The sequence below is a fragment of the Cohnella sp. WQ 127256 genome (assembly GCF_024519285.1).
Taxonomy (GTDB): domain Bacteria; phylum Bacillota; class Bacilli; order Paenibacillales; family Paenibacillaceae; genus Cohnella.
This window is the reverse complement of the sequence record NZ_JAMZCY010000013.1, coordinates 64,578-81,847: the sequence shown is the minus strand read 5'-3', so window position 1 is coordinate 81,847 and position 17,270 is coordinate 64,578. Positions and strand designations below refer to the sequence as shown.

16 protein-coding genes and 1 pseudogene are annotated in these 17,270 nt (G+C 46.1%); 2 read left to right on the top strand and 15 right to left on the bottom strand.

Annotated features, from left to right (window positions below; translation table 11 throughout):
- The 8 genes and pseudogenes from M1K58_RS28105 to M1K58_RS28080 all read right to left on the bottom strand — a co-directional run.
- On the bottom strand, positions 1-1,932 hold a 1,932-nt coding region (locus M1K58_RS28105), incomplete at its 3' end, for an Ig-like domain-containing protein (protein WP_256762233.1).
- Between the two features lie 404 nt (positions 1,933-2,336).
- Positions 2,337-2,477: pseudogene (locus M1K58_RS29810) on the bottom strand (hypothetical protein); the annotation flags it as partial.
- A 52-nt stretch (positions 2,478-2,529) separates the two neighbouring features.
- On the bottom strand, positions 2,530-3,435 hold the full coding sequence (locus tag M1K58_RS28100) for a phosphotransferase (protein WP_256762232.1): 906 nt from the start codon (positions 3,433-3,435) through the stop codon (positions 2,530-2,532).
- Between the two features lie 593 nt (positions 3,436-4,028).
- Positions 4,029-4,223 (bottom strand): S-layer homology domain-containing protein, encoded by a 195-nt coding sequence (locus M1K58_RS29805; RefSeq protein ID WP_372339222.1) that lies wholly within the window; start codon positions 4,221-4,223, stop codon positions 4,029-4,031.
- Between the two features lie 66 nt (positions 4,224-4,289).
- On the bottom strand, positions 4,290-5,453 hold the full coding sequence (locus M1K58_RS28095; RefSeq protein ID WP_256762231.1) for a sn-glycerol-1-phosphate dehydrogenase: 1,164 nt from the start codon (positions 5,451-5,453) through the stop codon (positions 4,290-4,292).
- 14 nt (positions 5,454-5,467) lie between these two features.
- Positions 5,468-6,253: an HAD-IIA family hydrolase gene (locus M1K58_RS28090; protein WP_256762230.1), complete on the bottom strand. Its 786-nt coding sequence runs from the start codon at positions 6,251-6,253 to the stop codon at positions 5,468-5,470.
- A gap of 119 nt (positions 6,254-6,372) precedes the next feature.
- Positions 6,373-7,143 carry a DeoR/GlpR family DNA-binding transcription regulator gene (locus tag M1K58_RS28085; RefSeq protein ID WP_256762229.1) on the bottom strand — a complete coding sequence of 257 codons (771 nt, stop codon included), beginning with the start codon at positions 7,141-7,143 and terminating at the stop codon, positions 6,373-6,375.
- Positions 7,144-7,296: 153 nt separating this feature from the next.
- Positions 7,297-8,061 (bottom strand): phytanoyl-CoA dioxygenase family protein, encoded by a 765-nt coding sequence (locus tag M1K58_RS28080; RefSeq protein ID WP_256762228.1) that lies wholly within the window; start codon positions 8,059-8,061, stop codon positions 7,297-7,299.
- 135 nt (positions 8,062-8,196) lie between these two features.
- Here M1K58_RS28080 and M1K58_RS28075 point away from each other — a divergent pair, with 135 nt between their 5' ends.
- Positions 8,197-9,078 carry an AraC family transcriptional regulator gene (locus M1K58_RS28075; protein ID WP_256762227.1) on the top strand — a complete coding sequence of 294 codons (882 nt, stop codon included), beginning with the start codon at positions 8,197-8,199 and terminating at the stop codon, positions 9,076-9,078.
- Between the two features lie 36 nt (positions 9,079-9,114).
- Here M1K58_RS28075 and M1K58_RS28070 read toward each other — a convergent pair whose 3' ends face one another.
- Entirely contained in the window at positions 9,115-9,978 is an 864-nt protein-coding gene (locus M1K58_RS28070) for a phytanoyl-CoA dioxygenase family protein (RefSeq protein WP_256762226.1), read from the bottom strand.
- Positions 9,979-10,147: 169 nt separating this feature from the next.
- Between M1K58_RS28070 and M1K58_RS28065 the strand changes: the two genes are divergently transcribed.
- Complete coding sequence (locus M1K58_RS28065; protein ID WP_256762225.1) at positions 10,148-11,011, top strand: AraC family transcriptional regulator; 864 nt, start codon at positions 10,148-10,150, stop codon at positions 11,009-11,011.
- 25 nt (positions 11,012-11,036) lie between these two features.
- On the opposite strand, the gene M1K58_RS28060 is transcribed toward M1K58_RS28065, so the two are convergent.
- The 6 genes from M1K58_RS28060 to M1K58_RS28035 form a co-directional block, all read right to left on the bottom strand.
- Complete coding sequence (locus M1K58_RS28060) at positions 11,037-11,750, bottom strand: ATP-binding cassette domain-containing protein (RefSeq protein WP_256762224.1); 714 nt, start codon at positions 11,748-11,750, stop codon at positions 11,037-11,039.
- Between the two features lie 24 nt (positions 11,751-11,774).
- Positions 11,775-13,079 carry a hypothetical protein gene (locus tag M1K58_RS28055; protein WP_256762223.1) on the bottom strand — a complete coding sequence of 435 codons (1,305 nt, stop codon included), beginning with the start codon at positions 13,077-13,079 and terminating at the stop codon, positions 11,775-11,777.
- Between the two features lie 28 nt (positions 13,080-13,107).
- Positions 13,108-13,881, bottom strand: coding sequence for a hypothetical protein (locus tag M1K58_RS28050; protein WP_256762222.1), 774 nt, complete (start codon positions 13,879-13,881; stop codon positions 13,108-13,110).
- Between the two features lie 55 nt (positions 13,882-13,936).
- Complete coding sequence (locus tag M1K58_RS28045; RefSeq protein WP_256762221.1) at positions 13,937-14,308, bottom strand: GntR family transcriptional regulator; 372 nt, start codon at positions 14,306-14,308, stop codon at positions 13,937-13,939.
- A 186-nt stretch (positions 14,309-14,494) separates the two neighbouring features.
- Entirely contained in the window at positions 14,495-15,256 is a 762-nt protein-coding gene (locus M1K58_RS28040) for an HAD-IIB family hydrolase (RefSeq protein ID WP_256762220.1), read from the bottom strand.
- 254 nt (positions 15,257-15,510) lie between these two features.
- Complete coding sequence (locus tag M1K58_RS28035; RefSeq protein ID WP_256762219.1) at positions 15,511-17,265, bottom strand: DUF5605 domain-containing protein; 1,755 nt, start codon at positions 17,263-17,265, stop codon at positions 15,511-15,513.
- Between the last annotated feature and the right edge of the window lie 5 nt (positions 17,266-17,270).

Below are 17,270 nucleotides of genomic sequence, written 5' to 3'. Positions count from 1 at the left end.
CGTATTAATTGTGTAATTGTTGGAGCTGGTGGTACCCGTACCTGCATTGCCTGCGAGATCGGCCACACCTCCGTTGTTGAGCGTGATGACATTGGTTGTATCATTGATGCCAGCAGTCGGCGTGAACGTCGCCGTCCATGTAACGCCGCCATCGGACGAACTGACAGCGCTCAGCGTGCCATTCTCGATCGTCAGGTCTGCATTCGTGAAGCCTGTCACCGCTTCCGAGAAGGTGATCGTCACCAGTGAAGTCTCGCCGGTGATCAGTGACGCGTCGGCGACCACAAGTGTGGCCGTTGGCCGAACCGTATCGATTGCATAATTGTTGGAATTAGTGCTACCCGTACCTGCATTGCCTGCGAGATCGGACACACCCGTGTTGTCGAGCGTAATGAGATTAGTCGCATCTGTGATACTAGCAGATGGTGTGAACGTCGCCGTCCACGTAATGCCTCCATCGGACGAACTGACAGCGCTCAGCGTGCCATTCGCGATCGTCAGATCTGCATTGGTGAAGCCCGTTACCGCTTCCGAGAAGGTGATCGTCACCAGTGAAGTCTCACCGATGGTCAGCGACGTATCAGCTACTACAATGGTTGCCGTTGGTCGCGACGTATCGATCGCATAATTATTGGAGTCGGTGGTACCCGCCCCCGTTTTACCTGCGGCATTCTGCACACCCGTGTTATCGAGCGTAATGAGATTGGTCGCATCATTGATGTTATTGGTTGGCGTGAATGTCGCCGTCCACGTGATGCCTCCATCGGATGAACTGACAGCGCTCAGCGTGCCGTTCGCGATCGTTAGGTCAGCATTCGTGAAGCCTGTCACCGCTTCCGAGAAGGTGAACGTTACCAGTGAAGTCTCTCCGATTTTCAGTGCTGAGTCAGCTACCACAATGGTGGCCGTTGGCAAAATCGTATTAATTGTGTAATTGTTGGAGCTGGTGGTACCCGTACCTGCATTGCCTGCGAGATCGGCCACACCTCCGTTGTTGAGCGTGATGACATTGGTTGTATCATTGATGCCAGCAGTCGGCGTGAACGTCGCCGTCCATGTAACGCCGCCATCGGACGAACTGACAGCGCTCAGCGTGCCATTCTCGATCGTCAGGTCTGCATTCGTGAAGCCTGTCACCGCTTCCGAGAAGGTGATCGTCACCAGTGAAGTCTCGCCGGTGATCAGTGACGCGTCGGCGACCACAAGTGTGGCCGTTGGCCGAACCGTATCGATTGCATAATTATTGGAATTAGTGCTACCCGCACCTGCATTGCCTGCGAGATCAGCCACGCCAGTATTGTCGAGCGTAATGAGATTAGTCGCATCTGTGATACTAGCAGACGGCGTAAACGTCGCTGTCCACGTGATGCCTCCATCGGACGAACTGACAGCGCTCAGCGTGCCGTTCGCGATCGTCAGGTCTGCATTAGTGAAGCCCGTTACCGCTTCGGAGAAGGTGATCGTCACCAGTGAAGTCTGACCAATTGCCAACGCCGTGTTGGCTACTACAAGAGTGGCCGTTGGCCGAACCGTATCGATCGCGTAATTGTTGGAGTAGCTGGTACCCACCCCCGCTATGCTATCTGCGGCATTGTGCACCCCCGTGTTATCGAGCATGATGAGATTGGACGCATCATTTATGTTATTGCTTGGCGTGAATGTCGCTGTCCACGTTATGCCTCCATCGGACGAACTGACGGCACTCAGCGTACCGTTCTCGATCGTCAGATCTGCATTTGTGAAGCCCGTCACCGCTTCCAAGAAGGTGATCGTTACCAGTGATGTTTCGCCGATTATCAGCATATTGTCGGAGACCACAATGGTGGCCGTTGGAGACGCAGCATATGCTATACCACTTGGTTTTAAAACCAGCAGCCCTGTCAGGATGGATACAATTAGAAAAAGCTTTCCTATTTTCTTCGTAAAATACAAATGAATCTCCCCTTGTCCTTCTACTATTGAATTGCAAAACAAACTAATAATCTCAAATATTTACTGAATTTACTTAATATAATCTCTCCTCTATTATTGTTCCTTACACATTACGACAAAGATCGACTATCGCATTTCCTCAATGATAGAGCACTCATAGCAAAAGAAACATCCCCCGTTTGGGGGATGTTTCTCACCTCTTGATGAATATACGACCAACTTCCCTTGATAGCTATCCATCGTCAGGTTACTGGCATGAAATGGCCGAGTAACCTATACATCTTTGAGATCGATCAATATTAGCTTCTATGAGATTAATCTGTCCCTTGCATTCTATGAAATAGCGACTCTATGTAGAAAAGTGATTCCCTTAATCGTAATCACCGGTATAGTTAGCAGTCGTTTTATAAGCTATCTTCGTCGATAGCTCTGTTTGGGCAGTTACTTTTACTATCCCAATCGATGTCAGCCTTCAATCCCTCGAGCAACGCCCACATAGGAATTAACGTACTTCCCTGCTCTTCTACTATCGGCACATCTGCCGTGACACTTTCACCGCTTCTATGTTCATCCCGTTACCGCTTTCTATTTTCTTCTTTATTGAAGATCATGAAATCCCATTCCTTGTAGGAGTGAATTGGATTGGATGAGGTGCTTCACCTTCTGTAAGGTATTAGGTCCTTTGGGCGTGTGACCGTTTCGATTCAGCAAAATCCATCTGAGAATAGCTATCGCTTCATAAAGCTCGAGCTCTTCCTGTGGAATAGGGATTGCAGATAGATAAGCAGAGCGAAATAAATCGGCATAACGCTCAGGTATGTATATCTTCTTGAGGATAAGCGACCACGCGAAATCATATCGCGAATCCCCTAATTGCCCGTTCGTCCAATCGATTACGGTATATCGTTCATTTTCTTCTACAAGATTCCCTAGATGGAAATCGCCATGAATCATTCGATCTTGATTGATATTAGTCATTCCTACTAGATGAATTAAGACTTCGTGTAAATCTAGATGCCCACTTATCCCTGGATAAAAGTAATCGACGAAATCAAATTTTGGGAGCTGTAGGTGGCTCAATTCTACAACGTCGAGCAGATGTAATTGTGATAATAAATTCGCGATTTCCTTCATTTTCCTGTCATCTAATTGATTAACAGACGTTCCGTCATAGGATGTCAGTAACACGGTATCTTCGTTCGAATTTATCCCCCATCCGATAGGCTTGGAGACCGATAGTCCTCGTTCATTAAGAGCACTCAATAGACGAAATTGAAAACGAACATCAGGCTTGGACGCTTTACTCCATACCTTGAGAACATAGCTACCGTTTTCCTCATCGTTTAACCTAATCACCTCGGCTTCAAATCCTTGCTCCATGGGGTGTGTGGTTAAGGCGTCTCCGCGACTTAGTAAATCAGCCATCCTATCATTTTGTTCGATCCAATTGATGATTTTCAAAGGGTAACCCAGTTCAATCACTTCCTCCAGTTCGATTTTCATATACAAAATTATACACCACAAATGGAAAATTTTTATAGGCATTAAATCAGCCTGTCTCACGTGCTTATTGGCTGGCATTTGGCTACTTTCGAAGAAATAAGCCTGCCTCACGTGCTTATTGGCCGGCATTTAGCTACTTCCGGCGAAATAAGCCTGTATCACGTGCTTATTGGCCGGCATTTAGCTACTTTCGGCGAAATAAGCCTGTCTCACGTGCTTATTGGCCGGCATTTAGCTACTTTCGAAGAAATAAGCCTGCCTCACGTGCTTATTGACCGGCATTTGGCTACTTTCGGCGAAATAAGCCTCTCTCACGTGCTTTTTGGCTACTGCAAGCCAACCTTTAAAATAAGCAGTCCCTAATCCTCAGAATGATATACATTCTGTTACCTATAAAAAAGGATTATTCCTCAAGCAGCTCCCACTCCGCCGCTTTCAGAATAACCCTAATGTTTACTTACTCATCTGTTCCAACATCTTTAGTAGAACAGTGACTGCTTCTGTTCTTGTTGTTTAGGCATGAGGATTAAAGCGTTCGTGCCTGTTCCTTCTACGATACCAAGCTTCTTCAAGGCAGCCACTGCGCCCTTCGCCTATGACGGAATATCTTTGTCATCCGCGAAACCAGTCGTTTGCGATTCAATCGCTAGCTCGAGTGCACTTGCGATCATCACCGCCATCTCCGTGCGTGTAATCTCTGCATCCGGACGGAAGGTACCGTCCCCATAACCTTTAATAATACCTGCTTGTACCGCTTGAGCGATTGCATCCTTTGCCCAAGCTCGGATTTTCGCAGAATCTATGAAGGTCAGCGTTGCTTTCTCCCATTCACAGACGACAAAAATGGAACAGATTCAAATCGTTTCGTTATATTTTCTAAGCAAAGTGTACCGATTCGGGCGAATATGGTGAGCTTCCCGCAAGCTTCTCTGCAGCAGCTCTTCATCAATCCCTAAATCCTCCGGCAAAATGGGACCGCCAACCTTCTTTAGAAGCGCCCTTATCGTATTCCCATCAGGGATTGCTTCAATCTCATCTATTAGAGTCTGACGATGCTCATCAGGAAACAGATCCGGGGAACGACTAGCTAGCGAATGGTAATGCTCAGCGATCTGCGCACAGGCAATACCGACTTTGGCACCGTGTAAAATTTGTCTTCGACCTAGGCGCAGAAACTCCATCTCCCAATAGTGGGATAAATGATGCTCCGCACCGGAAGCCGGATGCGAGTGTCCAAGTAACAGCATAGCAAAGCCCGATTCCAACAAAGCCCCTGTTAGAATACGAATGCCTTCTGGACTGCGTTGAGCGATTTCATCCACGTTGTCCACGCACTGCTGAAGCGCGTTAGTCGTCATCTCTGCTACGACTGGGGAATAAATTTCGCCCCCAGCTAAGCTACCAAACTTCCAATCGAACAACGAAGTGTATTTGCCAAGCATATCGCCAAAGCCCGCCGCCACAAGAGCTGCTGGCGCCTCAGTCAAGATGTCCAAATCTGCGAAGATAGCTGCAGGACCAATGGCTTGGATCGTGATTTTGTCCCCATGAAGCACAAGTGGCGCACCCTTTGAGTTAAAGCCATCAACCGACGGTGCGGTAGGCACTGAGATGAATGGAATACCGACAGCGTAGGCTGAGAAACGAGAAATATCGTGCAGCGTTCCTGAACCGACTGCAACAACAGCTTCCGCGGAAGTAGCCTTTAGGCTCAGGATCAGCTGGATAAGCGCTGCTTCATCCGCAATGACATCTCCCTGCTTGTCAGGTGAGATCTGTGTATTCTGAACAGCAATTCCCGCTTCCTCGATGAGCCCTTGCAGCTTTAGACCGAGGACAGCATTGGTATGAGCATCCGCTGCTATCGTGATTTTGTTAAATCCAGCTTCTTTCAAGAACGGGGCAACCTGCTGAATAGCACCAGATTCCAGAACTACGGGTCCGATTTCAAACGACTGAAGATCGAATCCCTCAATTCGCGATGCTGCCTCCATGATTTTCGTACGAATCGTTGTCATATGGTTTCCCCATTTCATTCAAGATTAGCTTTCAATTCATAGAGAGACTCCCATATCCAATCCGGCTGATCAGAGGCTTGAGCCACATCATCTAAGCTCGACGAGCCGCTAAGCACAAGGGCGGTTCTCATTCCGGCCTGCTTGCCGAGCTGGATATCCGATGCCATACTGTCACCGATAATGAGGCATTGCTCCGCCGCTAATCCAAGTTGTTGTAAGGCAGCGTTAGCCATATATGCTGAAGGCTTACCCATAACGAGTTCAGCTTCTTTTCCAGTGGTCGCAACAATAGCTCCAATCATGCCGGCAACATCGATACATTCACCATCATCACTGGGAAATGATTTATCCGCATTCGTCGCAATAATCCGGGCTCCGTGACGAACCGCACGAAACGCATGATTAAGCTCTATGTAGGTTAAATTCTCATGCAGAGTAATGACGAGCCAGTCCGATTCCTCTGGCTTCTCTGCCAAAGCTACGCCCACGGAAGACAACTCTTCTCTGAGTCCCTTATCTCCAAGCACCCAAGCGCTGTCTTCTGGATGAGCTGATTTCAAATATTGTGCAGTCACTGTTGAAGTAAGTATGATTTCATCAATAGAAACATCCATGCCCATATCGGTCAGCTTTTTGTAGCAGGTAGCTCTCGAAATGTTTCCCCGATTACTTAAGTAGACAACCCGTTTCCCATTCGCTTTCAACGCAGCGATTGTCTCCCTCGCTCCATCAATAGCTTGATCTCCTCTATATACCGTGCCGTCCAAATCTAGAATAAACCCTTCAATATTGTCTAGCATAGCTGTCGCTCCCCTCGTCTTCCCTCCTCTTTATTTTCTTATCGATTACTTTCACTTGTCAACGATTGTATGCTTTTATTACCGTTTCCATATACCATCAAATGAAGGTTCATTTGTTGTTATATGGTTGCCGCTATTCTAATTTCTGTACCCCTAATTTTCCCCAAAAATTCCTTACTTGCACTAGAGTCCGTAATGAGTGTGTGAATGTCCTTCATCTGGACAGAAGAAGCAATTGATCTTCGACCGAGCTTCGTATGATCTACTAGCGCAATTGTTTGGTGCGCATTAGCTGTCATCAGCTTCTTTAATTCTGCTTCATATAGGCTGAAGTCGGTCATCCCTTCTTCTATACTCAAGCCTTCCGCAGAAGTGAAGAACAAATCCGCATGAATCCCCTCCAGAATGCCCCTCCCAAGTACGCCTTCAATTGTCCGTGACCCCGCTCGAAGCACACCGCCAATCAATATCACATTAATTCTAGGATTCTGATTGAGTACCATCGCTGCTTCAAGTCCATTCGTAACTACTGTTAAATAATCGTGGTGCACCAAGCCCTTGGCAAGCTCCAATACAGTCGTACTAGCATCCAGAAGAATACACTGGCCTCTCGACACTAGACTTACCGCTTGTTGTCCTATCGCTAGCTTTTCCTTATGATTCAACTCACTACGCGTGGAATGATAATACTCCTTGGATGTTACTTTCGATCTTGCTAAGACTGCCCCGCCATGCGTTCTCTCGAGTATCCCTTCTTCTTCGAGCATTCTTAAATCCGTTCGAAGTGTTCCCTCTGATACTTGTAATTGCACGGCTAACTCTTTCACGACGATCTGTTTATGTTGTTGGAGTAACTCCATGATTTTGTCTCTTCTTTGCGAGGCGAACATCTATTTTTCCTCCAGCACTTTTTCTCATAATAGTAACATACATCAACAAACGATGATAAACACTCGAGTTAACTCTCAAAATACACAAAAAAAACAACGGAGTCTCAGCCTGTGAAAGCTGAAATCCGTTGTTTTACACCACACATCACTATATTAATGTGCACCCTTATACTCTTTGAAAGTAGGATTGTGCCCGCACACCATAAGTCCCTGACCCCAATTGACATGTACGTCTTCTGTTGGCGGATCTTCGGGATCGCGATATTGGACCAGCACGTTCCTTCTTGGACGCTTGCTGCGATTGACGTCAGAGCCATGAATCGTAAGGTAATTGAAAAAGAGGACATCGCCCGCGCTTGCCGGACATGGTGTTCCCATCGAAATCGGATATTCCTTGTGGTTCAAATAGTGAGAGCCTACATGGGGGATCGGCCCCTCTAAGTGTGTTTTGGGAATGACACACAGACACCCATTTTCCATATCCGAATCATCCATGTGAATACTGGCGGCCAGCATCGAGTGATTCGCATGCGGGAAGTAAGGATGGTCTTGATGCATGGGGAATGCCGCGCCGTTTTCTGGAGGCTTCACCAGCATCTTGGAATGGTGGACTTGTACATTGGGGCCAATCAGCTTCGTCAAAATAGCAGCCATATTAGGATGACACAATGCTCTCGTAAAGACAGCATCATGATAGTGAACATCATGAAACCCCTTCAGCACCAGCTTCTTCAACTGCTCCGGAGGCAAATAATCCCCTTGCCACGTGGAGCTTTGATCAAATTTCGATTTGGCAGCACGTTCGATAATGGCATCCGTTGCAATCCGCATTTGTTCAATCTCTTCCTTATTGAATACACCCTTCACCAGCAAATACCCGTTCTCGCGATAAAAATCTGCCTGTTGCTGTGTGATCATATTTCGAACCTCCCTATATTGATGGATAACATCCATAATGCTATTGTAGAGTGGAAAATATATCCTGTATTTGGTCTGATCAGTCAGGCTCTTGCACTTTTCGGACATCTAAGCTGATAGCGAGGGAGCAAACCAATGGATTCCGACAATATCGTCAGGAACTATTCTTACTTAAACGACGTCGCTATGCAGATCGACAATTCGTCTGCATCCTTTCAGGTTCACTATTGGGGAATTAACCCTAACCATCGTGACAATCCTGTTCACAAACATTCCTTTTTCGAAATCTGTTATGTGTTAGACGGAGAAGGAACTTATTTGGATCAGGATATGATATACCCTTTACACAAGGATACCCTGTTCATGTCAAGACCTGAAGTCATCCATCAGATCCGTAGTGAAAAGGGGATGTACCTTCTATATGTTGCTTTCGAGCTTGATGAATTTCGATCGGAAGAAACGGTTGTACGGTGTTTCCAGCAGCTTGCGAGCTCGGACCGCATCGTACTACACGATGCGGAGCGTAATTCTTCGGCGCTAGCTTGGAAGTCCTTACTCGAATATTTTAAAGCGCCCGATCCGATGGCTAGACCATATGTTAGAAGCGCTGCGATATCCCTATTACTCTCGTTTTACTCAACCTTTAAATCTCATCTTCCATCTTCGGAAATGCTTCCGACTAGCTATAAGCCTTCGGCGCACATTATGAATCGAGCCATTCGATTTGTTAATGACAACCTGGCCCAATCGCTAACCTTAGCTAAGGTCGCCGATTATCTTCACCTCTCCAGCCGTCACCTTTCTCGCTTGTTTCACAATGAGCTGGGGATCAGTTATATCGAATACGTCCAACAGGAAAAGCTTCGTCGAGCCGTTCACTTCTTGAAGCACTCTACCCTTTCCATTCAAAAGATCGCTGACCAAACGGGTTTCAATAGCGTGCATTTTTTTACAAGATCATTTTCCCGGAGAATAGGAATTCCCCCCGGCAAATTCCGGGAGGAACATTCGAATTAATGAAAGCGCGAATGAGATGGACGGTGCTCGGCTTATTTAAGCATGCTCGGGTCTTTGAGCAAGCCAGTCCACAAGAGTGGCCACTTTCTCGGGGGTTTTATAGCTTCTTGCTAGGAAGCCCGCTCCGTGATTCGGCATCGGATCTTGATCAGTTGGCTGATAGCGTAAATCTACACTCCAACGGACTTCATCCGATAGATTCGGCGTAGACATGTGCAGCGCGCGATCGTTAAAGAGGATGGCGCTTCCTTCTGGAACGGGCAATACGACGGTTTTCGTTTTCCCTAATTGGTCTTCACGCAGTGCCGTATACCCTGTTCCCGTTAACTGCTCTGCATGCCATTCCAACAAACGCTTGCGATGGGTTCTCGGTTTGATATGCAGGCAACCATTGATTTCATTCGCATCTACTAACGGAATCCACACCGTAATGACGGGATTCGAATTGGCGTCCGGCCAATACGATTTGTCCTGGTGCCAAGGCACAGCACCAGCGGCAACCTTTGGAATCTTCGGCCGTACGTTATACACCGGATTCGAGAACAATTCTCCCCCGATCAACGATTCGACGGCATCCAATATTTTGGGTGTGCTCATCAAATGGAAATATCCCGGAATGCGGTCTCTCCAGCTCCTTCCGTACTTCAGGAATTCTTCTGCGGTTAAATCCTTGCACAGCTCCGCCAAGCGATATTTGAAGGGGCGATCCTCAAGCTTGTCGATAATTAATCCTGCGTTAATCAGTTCTTCCGCAATCGCGCTCACCTTTTCGTTCATCGCTTCTCTCGCCGGAGCAAGTTCCTCATGGGAAAGCAAACGAGGCAAGACCAGGTAACCCTCTTCGTTATAAAACTCGACTTGCTCTTTAGTCAAACTTCCGGAATGCGATTGAATAATCACCGTATCATCTCCTGCAATCGAATTTTTTGCTAATTAAAATTTATCACTTATGCGTATTTTCGTATTTGGTTTGTATTTCGGAAATTGATCAATTATTCCGATAAATAGTACACCCAGACGTTAAACGTGATATTCTGAAATCAGCAAAAAAAAACGAGAGGCGCTGACCATGGCCATGCAGCTTTCGCCAGAGTTTCAACCCTCGATCCGAGGTGCTCATTACTATGACTTCCCTAAAGGATCGAATGAAACAGAATCGACAAGATACGGTTATTGCTATGCCTTCCATCTCATTAAGAGCGGTAAAGGCAAGATTGCGATATCCGGCAAAACTTATACGGTTAGAAAAGGCGACCTGCTTTACTTCCCGCCTTCTCTTAGGCATTCCTTCTACTCCGATCCGGAGCTGCCGCTATCCAGCTATAACGTATATTGCGAGTTATGGTTGCCTGCTCCATCGGATACGCATCGCCATCTCGCATGGAACGTTTCGGATTTCGATCCCACTTATCTCACTCGGATGAATCCCGATCCCGCAATCGATCGACTTCCCTTCCATTTCCCACTTCAGAACCATGAACCGATGATTACCTCGTTCGAACACCTCGTCAATCATCATCAGCGATTTCAGCCGCTTTCCTCCGAAATCGCGGGAAGCTTGCTTAAAGCATTCGTATTGGAGTTTATTCAACTCTCGCAAGCTACGTTTCTTACCGATTATCGTATCAAGCCGATTATCGATCTTATTAACCAAGGAGCAAATGAGGAAAGGGATTATGAGACTTGGTTGTCGTTAAGCGGACTTAGAAAAACGCAATTCCATGATTTATTCAAGAAAGCGACAGGACTATCTCCCAAAGCCTTCTGGACAAGGGCAATCATGAAGCAAGCCGCGGTTGCTCTAAGAGAAAGCAATCGTTCCATCACGGAGCTGGCAGACGACTTGGGATATTCGTCAATTCATCACTTCACGAAACAATTCACGGCTTTCTACGGTGTACCGCCTTCGGCCTTCCGATATACGAGTACATAAGGCGAAACCGTAATGACATGAATGGTTACATATCCCATTTGCGATAAGATGGACTCGAGCTTCTAACCTCTTGCATCATATCTGCTAAGCTTTTCCCCTCTTCCCTCATGTCGTCAACGTAGACATCCGCTCTAATGAGTCCCTTGTGGAGAATAATGGCGCGGTCGATCACATTTTCAATCTCATCGATCAGATGCGTGGTAATGAGCAACGTCTCGTTGCCCTTCAAACCGGACATCATATGTTTCAGAGAGTCGCGTCGCGCGAAAATATCCTTCCCTACAAACGGCTCATCCATGAAGAGATACTCTGCCTTCTTGGCTAAGCCTGCGGTAATCTCCAGCTTCATCTTCTGCCCTTTGGAGAACGTTTTGATTTTCCGATCAGAGGGTAGCTCGTATAATTTTATCAATCTATTGAAGTAATCGAGATCAAATCCAGGAAAAAATTCGGCAAGAAACTGAGCATATTTCAAGGGTGTCAGGTCAGGCAGAAAACTACCCTCTTCCGTAATGAAAGCCATGCGTTCAAATTGTTCAATATTCGGCTTACCTTCAATTGTAATTTCACCATTTTGTAGCTCACCGATGCCCATAATCGCCTTAAGCAAGGTCGTTTTCCCGCTACCGTTCTCCCCAAGAATCCCTACGATTTCCCCTTTATTGATCGTCAAACCGTTAATATAGAGCAAAGCGTTGCTCGTCGGAAACCGCTTATCCACATATTTCAACTCGATCATAGACGACCCCTCCGTATCCCAGACCTATTCGATTGCCACATTCGCAATATACCTGTAATCCATCCGCGAGTAACCAAATCCGCTCTGCGTAGCGGGCATGTTATACGCTTGTATGTTATCTTCATTCATATCGGACATTAGCACGCCCTTATAGATCAGTTTCGAATGCTCATACACATAAATGTACAGATGCTTCGGAAGCGCGATATCATACGCCAATCGAGATGATTCAGACGCCGCCTCTCGCAACGATTTGATGACATACAGCTTGCCATTTCGGTAGCTCATATATGAAACCCCGCTGTAGGAATCTTCTTCACCATCATCGAAAACCGTATTCGTCGTATCGACAACCTTAACTCCGTCGGAGAAATCAATGCTTATAATCGTCCTATTCAATCGATTTGGCTCTGAAGAGCCGCGAAGAAAGCTTAACGTTAACATTTTGCGATCAGGGTCGCTATTAGCCACATAGTTTTCCCTATAAGTGACTGCATCCGTAGGCTTCTGAATGTCCTCTCTCGCAGGCAGGTAGAATTTTGGAATAGACGCTTCCCCTAGCAGTTGTCCGCTTTCGTGATCGTAGCTTCTGATGAAGAGCTTGTTGTTTTCCACGGATAGCAGCACCAACTGTTGGTCTACTGCCTCAAGCCCAAGAATTTCAATTCCCGTCTGACCGTCCGGCTTCTCAGCCTTTAGGTTAATATCGACGATTTTACGAGGGGTGTAGGCTTCCTGATCCACGACTGACCTGAACCCCCACTCGTAAAATTTAAGCTCATATATCCCACTTGATCCGGTGAAATAGGGGGATACGGGAACCGTATAATATACTTTGTCCCCAACCTTCGCCAAGCCATACTCCGGTAGGTTCGCTAAAGTAACGGAGTTATTTACTCCTTCAGGATTTTTATAAGCGATTGACGGATTGACCTCAGCATTGCCCATCGGCATCCAGAAACCCTTTATGATTTTACGAGATGTGATGTTGTACGTGGAGGGATAGTTCTCAACGTTATATACCATTCCGTCTCCCGTTTTCTTACCCCCGAACACATTCAGGTAAGCGTCGGTCCATTGTGGTTGGTTGAATATTTCCGTATTTGCGTGGAGCTGTCCCTCTTCCAAGCGAAATAGAGTACGGTGAGCTCCATCTCTCAGTTCTCCGCTGATCGTCACATCTTGAATCGCTTCCTTACTGCCGATCAAATCCTTGATCTCAAAAGCTCCGTTGTCTTTTGACTTATACGTAAATATGACCATTACGGTTAGGATTGCTAATGCCACAACAAGCATGGGAATCGCAGCGTGTGCTTTTAACTTTTCCATATCATCTTCCTCCTTCCCAATGAGATAGCTATGCAACAGCGCCTCTTCTTAAGATGCGTAAACTATGCCAGACGAAAAATCCACTAAGCATGAATAGAGAAGCGCTACTCACGTACAAGCTCTTAAGCTCGTTATAATTAATGTCCTCGTTCATGCGATAACCGATCACATTAATCGTAATCCAGATTGTAGCGATAATGGCGGCGAGCCCGTAAAACTTTCGGCTCCGCTCGCAGAGAGCACCGTAATAGATGCCTGTCGCAGCGACTATAAGTATCCCGAGCGAGGACAACATCCGACTGAAGCTTAACGGTAACAATAGACGGAAATATTCAGAACGAATCATCGCTAGAAAAAAACCGTTATGCATGATGAATGCTCCTTCACCATAGCTACCTACCTTAGCCGCATAGAGCGCATAGCCGAGACGGATACTGATCAACTGGGATGCAAGAAGCAACAAGAGACTAGTCATGAATACGAAGAGCTTGCTTAAATACAATGCTTCTCTCTTCACCGGAAGCGTCAAATACGTATAGATGCTCTTGCTGCCCCAATAGTCCGCGTACACTGTCTTCAAGAAAAAGGCACAAACCAATACAACAAAAAAAGTAAACCACATCGCACTGCCAGAGGTTGCATAGAGATCCTCAAAGCGTGCGTTCACCGTATACTCATTGAAGCTATTCAATTTATCTTGCAAAACAATCAGCGGTGTAATAATGGACGCCAAGCACACAATCGCAATGAATACGATCCACTTAGCGAACTCGATGTTGATCAAGCGGTATAAGCCTTTCATTTGATATCAGCACCTCGATTGTATGATAGGTATAGTACAAGCAATCCAAAAAAAATTATTCCCACTGCTCACTTATCAACTCAACAACAGTCTTGAAAGACAAATTGATTTCTTTAGCTGAATTAATGAAGGATTGGACCAGCTCCCAGGTCAGCTCATCTTCAATTCGACTGAAAATAGCCTCATCGACGTAGAGCACACTTCCTTGCGTACTGCTGGTACGCACATAACCTTCATCTTCCATAAGCTTAAATGCCTTCTGCACCGTGTTCGGGTTTATGCTCAACTGTGCGGCTATTTCCCGCCTGGACGGTAACTTATCGCCGGACACTACCCTACGCAATAGAATTTGCCGCTTCACATATAAGGCTGCCTGCACATAAACAGGGTCCTTATGATTTAGTTTCAGTTCATAAAAGCTCAACACACCATCATCACCCGCCTTATGCCTCAATTGTATTATGATACTAATACAATGTAGTTGTCAATCCTTGGTATATACCCTTAGCATTTCGCCTATGTACATACAACCTTCTATCTCAACGCCAAAAAGCTGGCATCTCTACCAGCTGAGCTAAGAACCTGTATGAGACAATAGGGGTGCTAGTTAACCTTAACGGTATCTATCGGATAGTTCTGCCAGTTTACTAATAATGCTATTTTCATAGTCACCCTCTACAGCTATACTCTCGGCACTATATTTCTCCAGTTCTGAATGGTTACCGATCCTTACTGAATGAAGAGCTTCTTTGAACATACTAATATCATTAGCATCATTCCCAAAAACGATAAATTCTTTTTCTTTAAATCCAACTCTTTGCAGAGCACTCCATTTATGAATGTTTTGAGGACTGACATCCAGAACATCCTCATTGACATGCTGATGAACCACACAATCTAATGAAACCAATTCCTCAAACATCTCCATCCTATTCGTACTGGATAAAATAAGTATTTTCACAATACGTTCCAGGGATTCAATAGGGACCTTGGCAGCTAACTTCAAGGGATCAACATTATTCAAAATAGGATGATCTAGCGCTCCTGTGTAAGCATAGTCCCAATCGCTATCAATTAGGTAGGTAGCTTGATATTTTAGGATAAGCCCCTTAATGGCTTGAATTTGAACGTCTGTAAAAGAATTCACATGTACACTCACACCCTTAGCGGATACAAGTGAACCGTTTCCTCCAATTAAACAGAAGTCGTGGAACTTCTTATCAAGGACAGGGAGCATGTCCCGGATTGGTCGAGCTGAAGCAAAAACAACCTCATGCCCTGCCTCTATAAGTTTTTCTATGCTTTGTACCAATCTATCTGAGATCGGCTTTCCTTGAAAGCAAATCGTTCCATCCAAATCGAAAACAAACTTCATAATCGTTGTCCTCCTGCTATATCAAATTTCAAATTTCATATGTATGATTCCTAGCAAAATAATATCATAATCTGTACACTGCCTTAACTCCCCTTACATGTCAAATTAGCGACAAAAAGGCTTCGAATACACCATATCATACGTTACAAGAAAAGGTTCAGTCGCCGTCACCAAAAAAAATTAACAGCCCTTTCCGAAATATTCATCGGAGAGGGCTGTCTGCAATCTGAAATGATAAGAGCTTATTTCTTCGTTCAAATCCTTGTTAATCTAATCGCCATGAATTGTCTTCCTGGTAGCTCGATCCGGAACGTGCCCTCGTAGCTGCCTGGAAGCTTCTCGATAGTCATATTCCAAGTATCGATCACTTCGACTTGATATCGGGTTCCCATCTTCCGGTTAATCATCCGGAATTTCGGCTGGTTAAATCCGAAATAGTACAAGTAGTATTCATCCTTGATTCCCGCGCAAGGCGTATCCCAGTCTGACGGAAGAGGATTAAGCACGCCTCCCGGGCTCTCTTCGGTAATCTTTCGCAGGAAAGCGATTCGATCTGGACTCGTACCCGTAAGCTTGCCACCCTTGGACCACCAAAGTACTTCTTCTGGATTGAGATACGTTTCCCCGTGTCCTACGTATCCACCGCGAATCGCACCCTCCCAGAAGCGGCGAGTCATCTCTTCTCCGGTAATATTGCCCCAGCCTTGGTCGATATCGCCCTCATATCCGCATTCATCGATCACGATCGGCTTTTGCCATTTTTCCCGCCATTCGTTCGTAGCTTCGGAGGTTTTGTAGACGTCAACACGTTGAATACTGCAATGCGTGACCCATGGTTTGCTGAAATCGTAGAAGTTGAAGCAATTATGATTGGAGATCAAATGTCTAGCTGGATCATTCTCCGTCACTATTGCGGCAAAACGCTCCCAATCCACGTCTTCCTTTGACCACATCAGATCATACTCGTTCGCTAGTGACCACCATACGTTCCGATAAGCAGACAAGCGGGCAACAATATAGCGCAAATAACGGTCGTCAGTCGCCGGACTCATCTCCGAAAAGCCCCAACGATCATAAGGATGGAATAAGATCAAATCTGCTTCGATTCCCAGCTTACCAAGATCAGCAATCCTGTTCTCCAAATGTCTGAAAAACTCTGGGTTGAATTTAGAATAATCCCAGCCCTCGTCCATGGAACCCTCAAACGGGTTGTAGTCAGGCTCATTCAGGTTAAATAGGTAGGATTTCGGAAACACACACATCCTCATCTTATTGAATGGGGAAGCCTTTAGCGTTTCTAATGTCTGCTCTTCCAATTCATCGCCTTGATTTGTCCAAGCGTAACATGTCGTTCCAACGGGAATGTAGGAGGTTCCGTCTTCATAGGCAAAATGAAAAGTATCCTTCACCCGAAGCGGCCCGTGGTTGCCCGAAGAGGGCTCGATGCTGTGGAAAGCACCCTCGATACCGTCGAGTGATCTGGCTGTGCTATAAGTCCGGAATGTCCAAGCTCCCTTGGTATCGGGCATGAAACGAATACGATAAATTCCCTGACCATCGTAGAAGCCCGCCACATGGATAGAACGGTCCTCCAGATAAAACTCGGCGCCAAGAGAAACATCCGTGAATGGATTACCGTGAGCGGGACCCTGTAGCTCAATTTCGTACACACCCCATTGCTCTACCTGAGCAGGTGCATGAACGGTAGCAGAACCTGAGGCGACGCTGTCCAATTCGTATTCGACCGAAGGTATAATGACTGGCTCTGCTTGTTGGACTTGAGGGTCGACCGGCAACAGAGTCAATTCGGCTATTGTTTCCTCCAGCCAGTTCGTTTGCGACAATTCTTCTTGATGGAACTGATAAAACTTTTCCAAAGACAAGCTCTTCATGAGTGACACCATATGCGGAGCCGAAGTGAGCAAGCTTGGAATTCGGCGAAGCAAAATCTCTCCGGTCGCTTCATTTCTCAATAGAATGCCAATACGAGTATGTCTAGTAAATGCCATTAGAA

Excerpts from the sequence above, each read along its gene's own strand:
- M1K58_RS28100 (WP_256762232.1), bottom strand. The coding sequence starts at position 3,435 with ATGAAAATCGAACTGGAGGAAGTGATTGAACTGGGTTACCCTTTGAAA.
- M1K58_RS28095 (WP_256762231.1), bottom strand. The coding sequence starts at position 5,453 with ATGACAACGATTCGTACGAAAATCATGGAGGCAGCATCGCGAATTGAG.
- M1K58_RS28090 (WP_256762230.1), bottom strand. The coding sequence starts at position 6,253 with ATGCTAGACAATATTGAAGGGTTTATTCTAGATTTGGACGGCACGGTA.
- M1K58_RS28085 (WP_256762229.1), bottom strand. The coding sequence starts at position 7,143 with ATGTTCGCCTCGCAAAGAAGAGACAAAATCATGGAGTTACTCCAACAA.
- M1K58_RS28080 (WP_256762228.1), bottom strand. The coding sequence starts at position 8,061 with ATGATCACACAGCAACAGGCAGATTTTTATCGCGAGAACGGGTATTTG.
- M1K58_RS28075 (WP_256762227.1), top strand. The coding sequence starts at position 8,197 with ATGGATTCCGACAATATCGTCAGGAACTATTCTTACTTAAACGACGTC.
- M1K58_RS28065 (WP_256762225.1), top strand. The coding sequence starts at position 10,148 with ATGGCCATGCAGCTTTCGCCAGAGTTTCAACCCTCGATCCGAGGTGCT.
- M1K58_RS28060 (WP_256762224.1), bottom strand. The coding sequence starts at position 11,750 with ATGATCGAGTTGAAATATGTGGATAAGCGGTTTCCGACGAGCAACGCT.
- M1K58_RS28055 (WP_256762223.1), bottom strand. The coding sequence starts at position 13,079 with ATGGAAAAGTTAAAAGCACACGCTGCGATTCCCATGCTTGTTGTGGCA.
- M1K58_RS28050 (WP_256762222.1), bottom strand. The coding sequence starts at position 13,881 with ATGAAAGGCTTATACCGCTTGATCAACATCGAGTTCGCTAAGTGGATC.
- M1K58_RS28040 (WP_256762220.1), bottom strand. The coding sequence starts at position 15,256 with ATGAAGTTTGTTTTCGATTTGGATGGAACGATTTGCTTTCAAGGAAAG.
- M1K58_RS28035 (WP_256762219.1), bottom strand. The coding sequence starts at position 17,265 with ATGGCATTTACTAGACATACTCGTATTGGCATTCTATTGAGAAATGAA.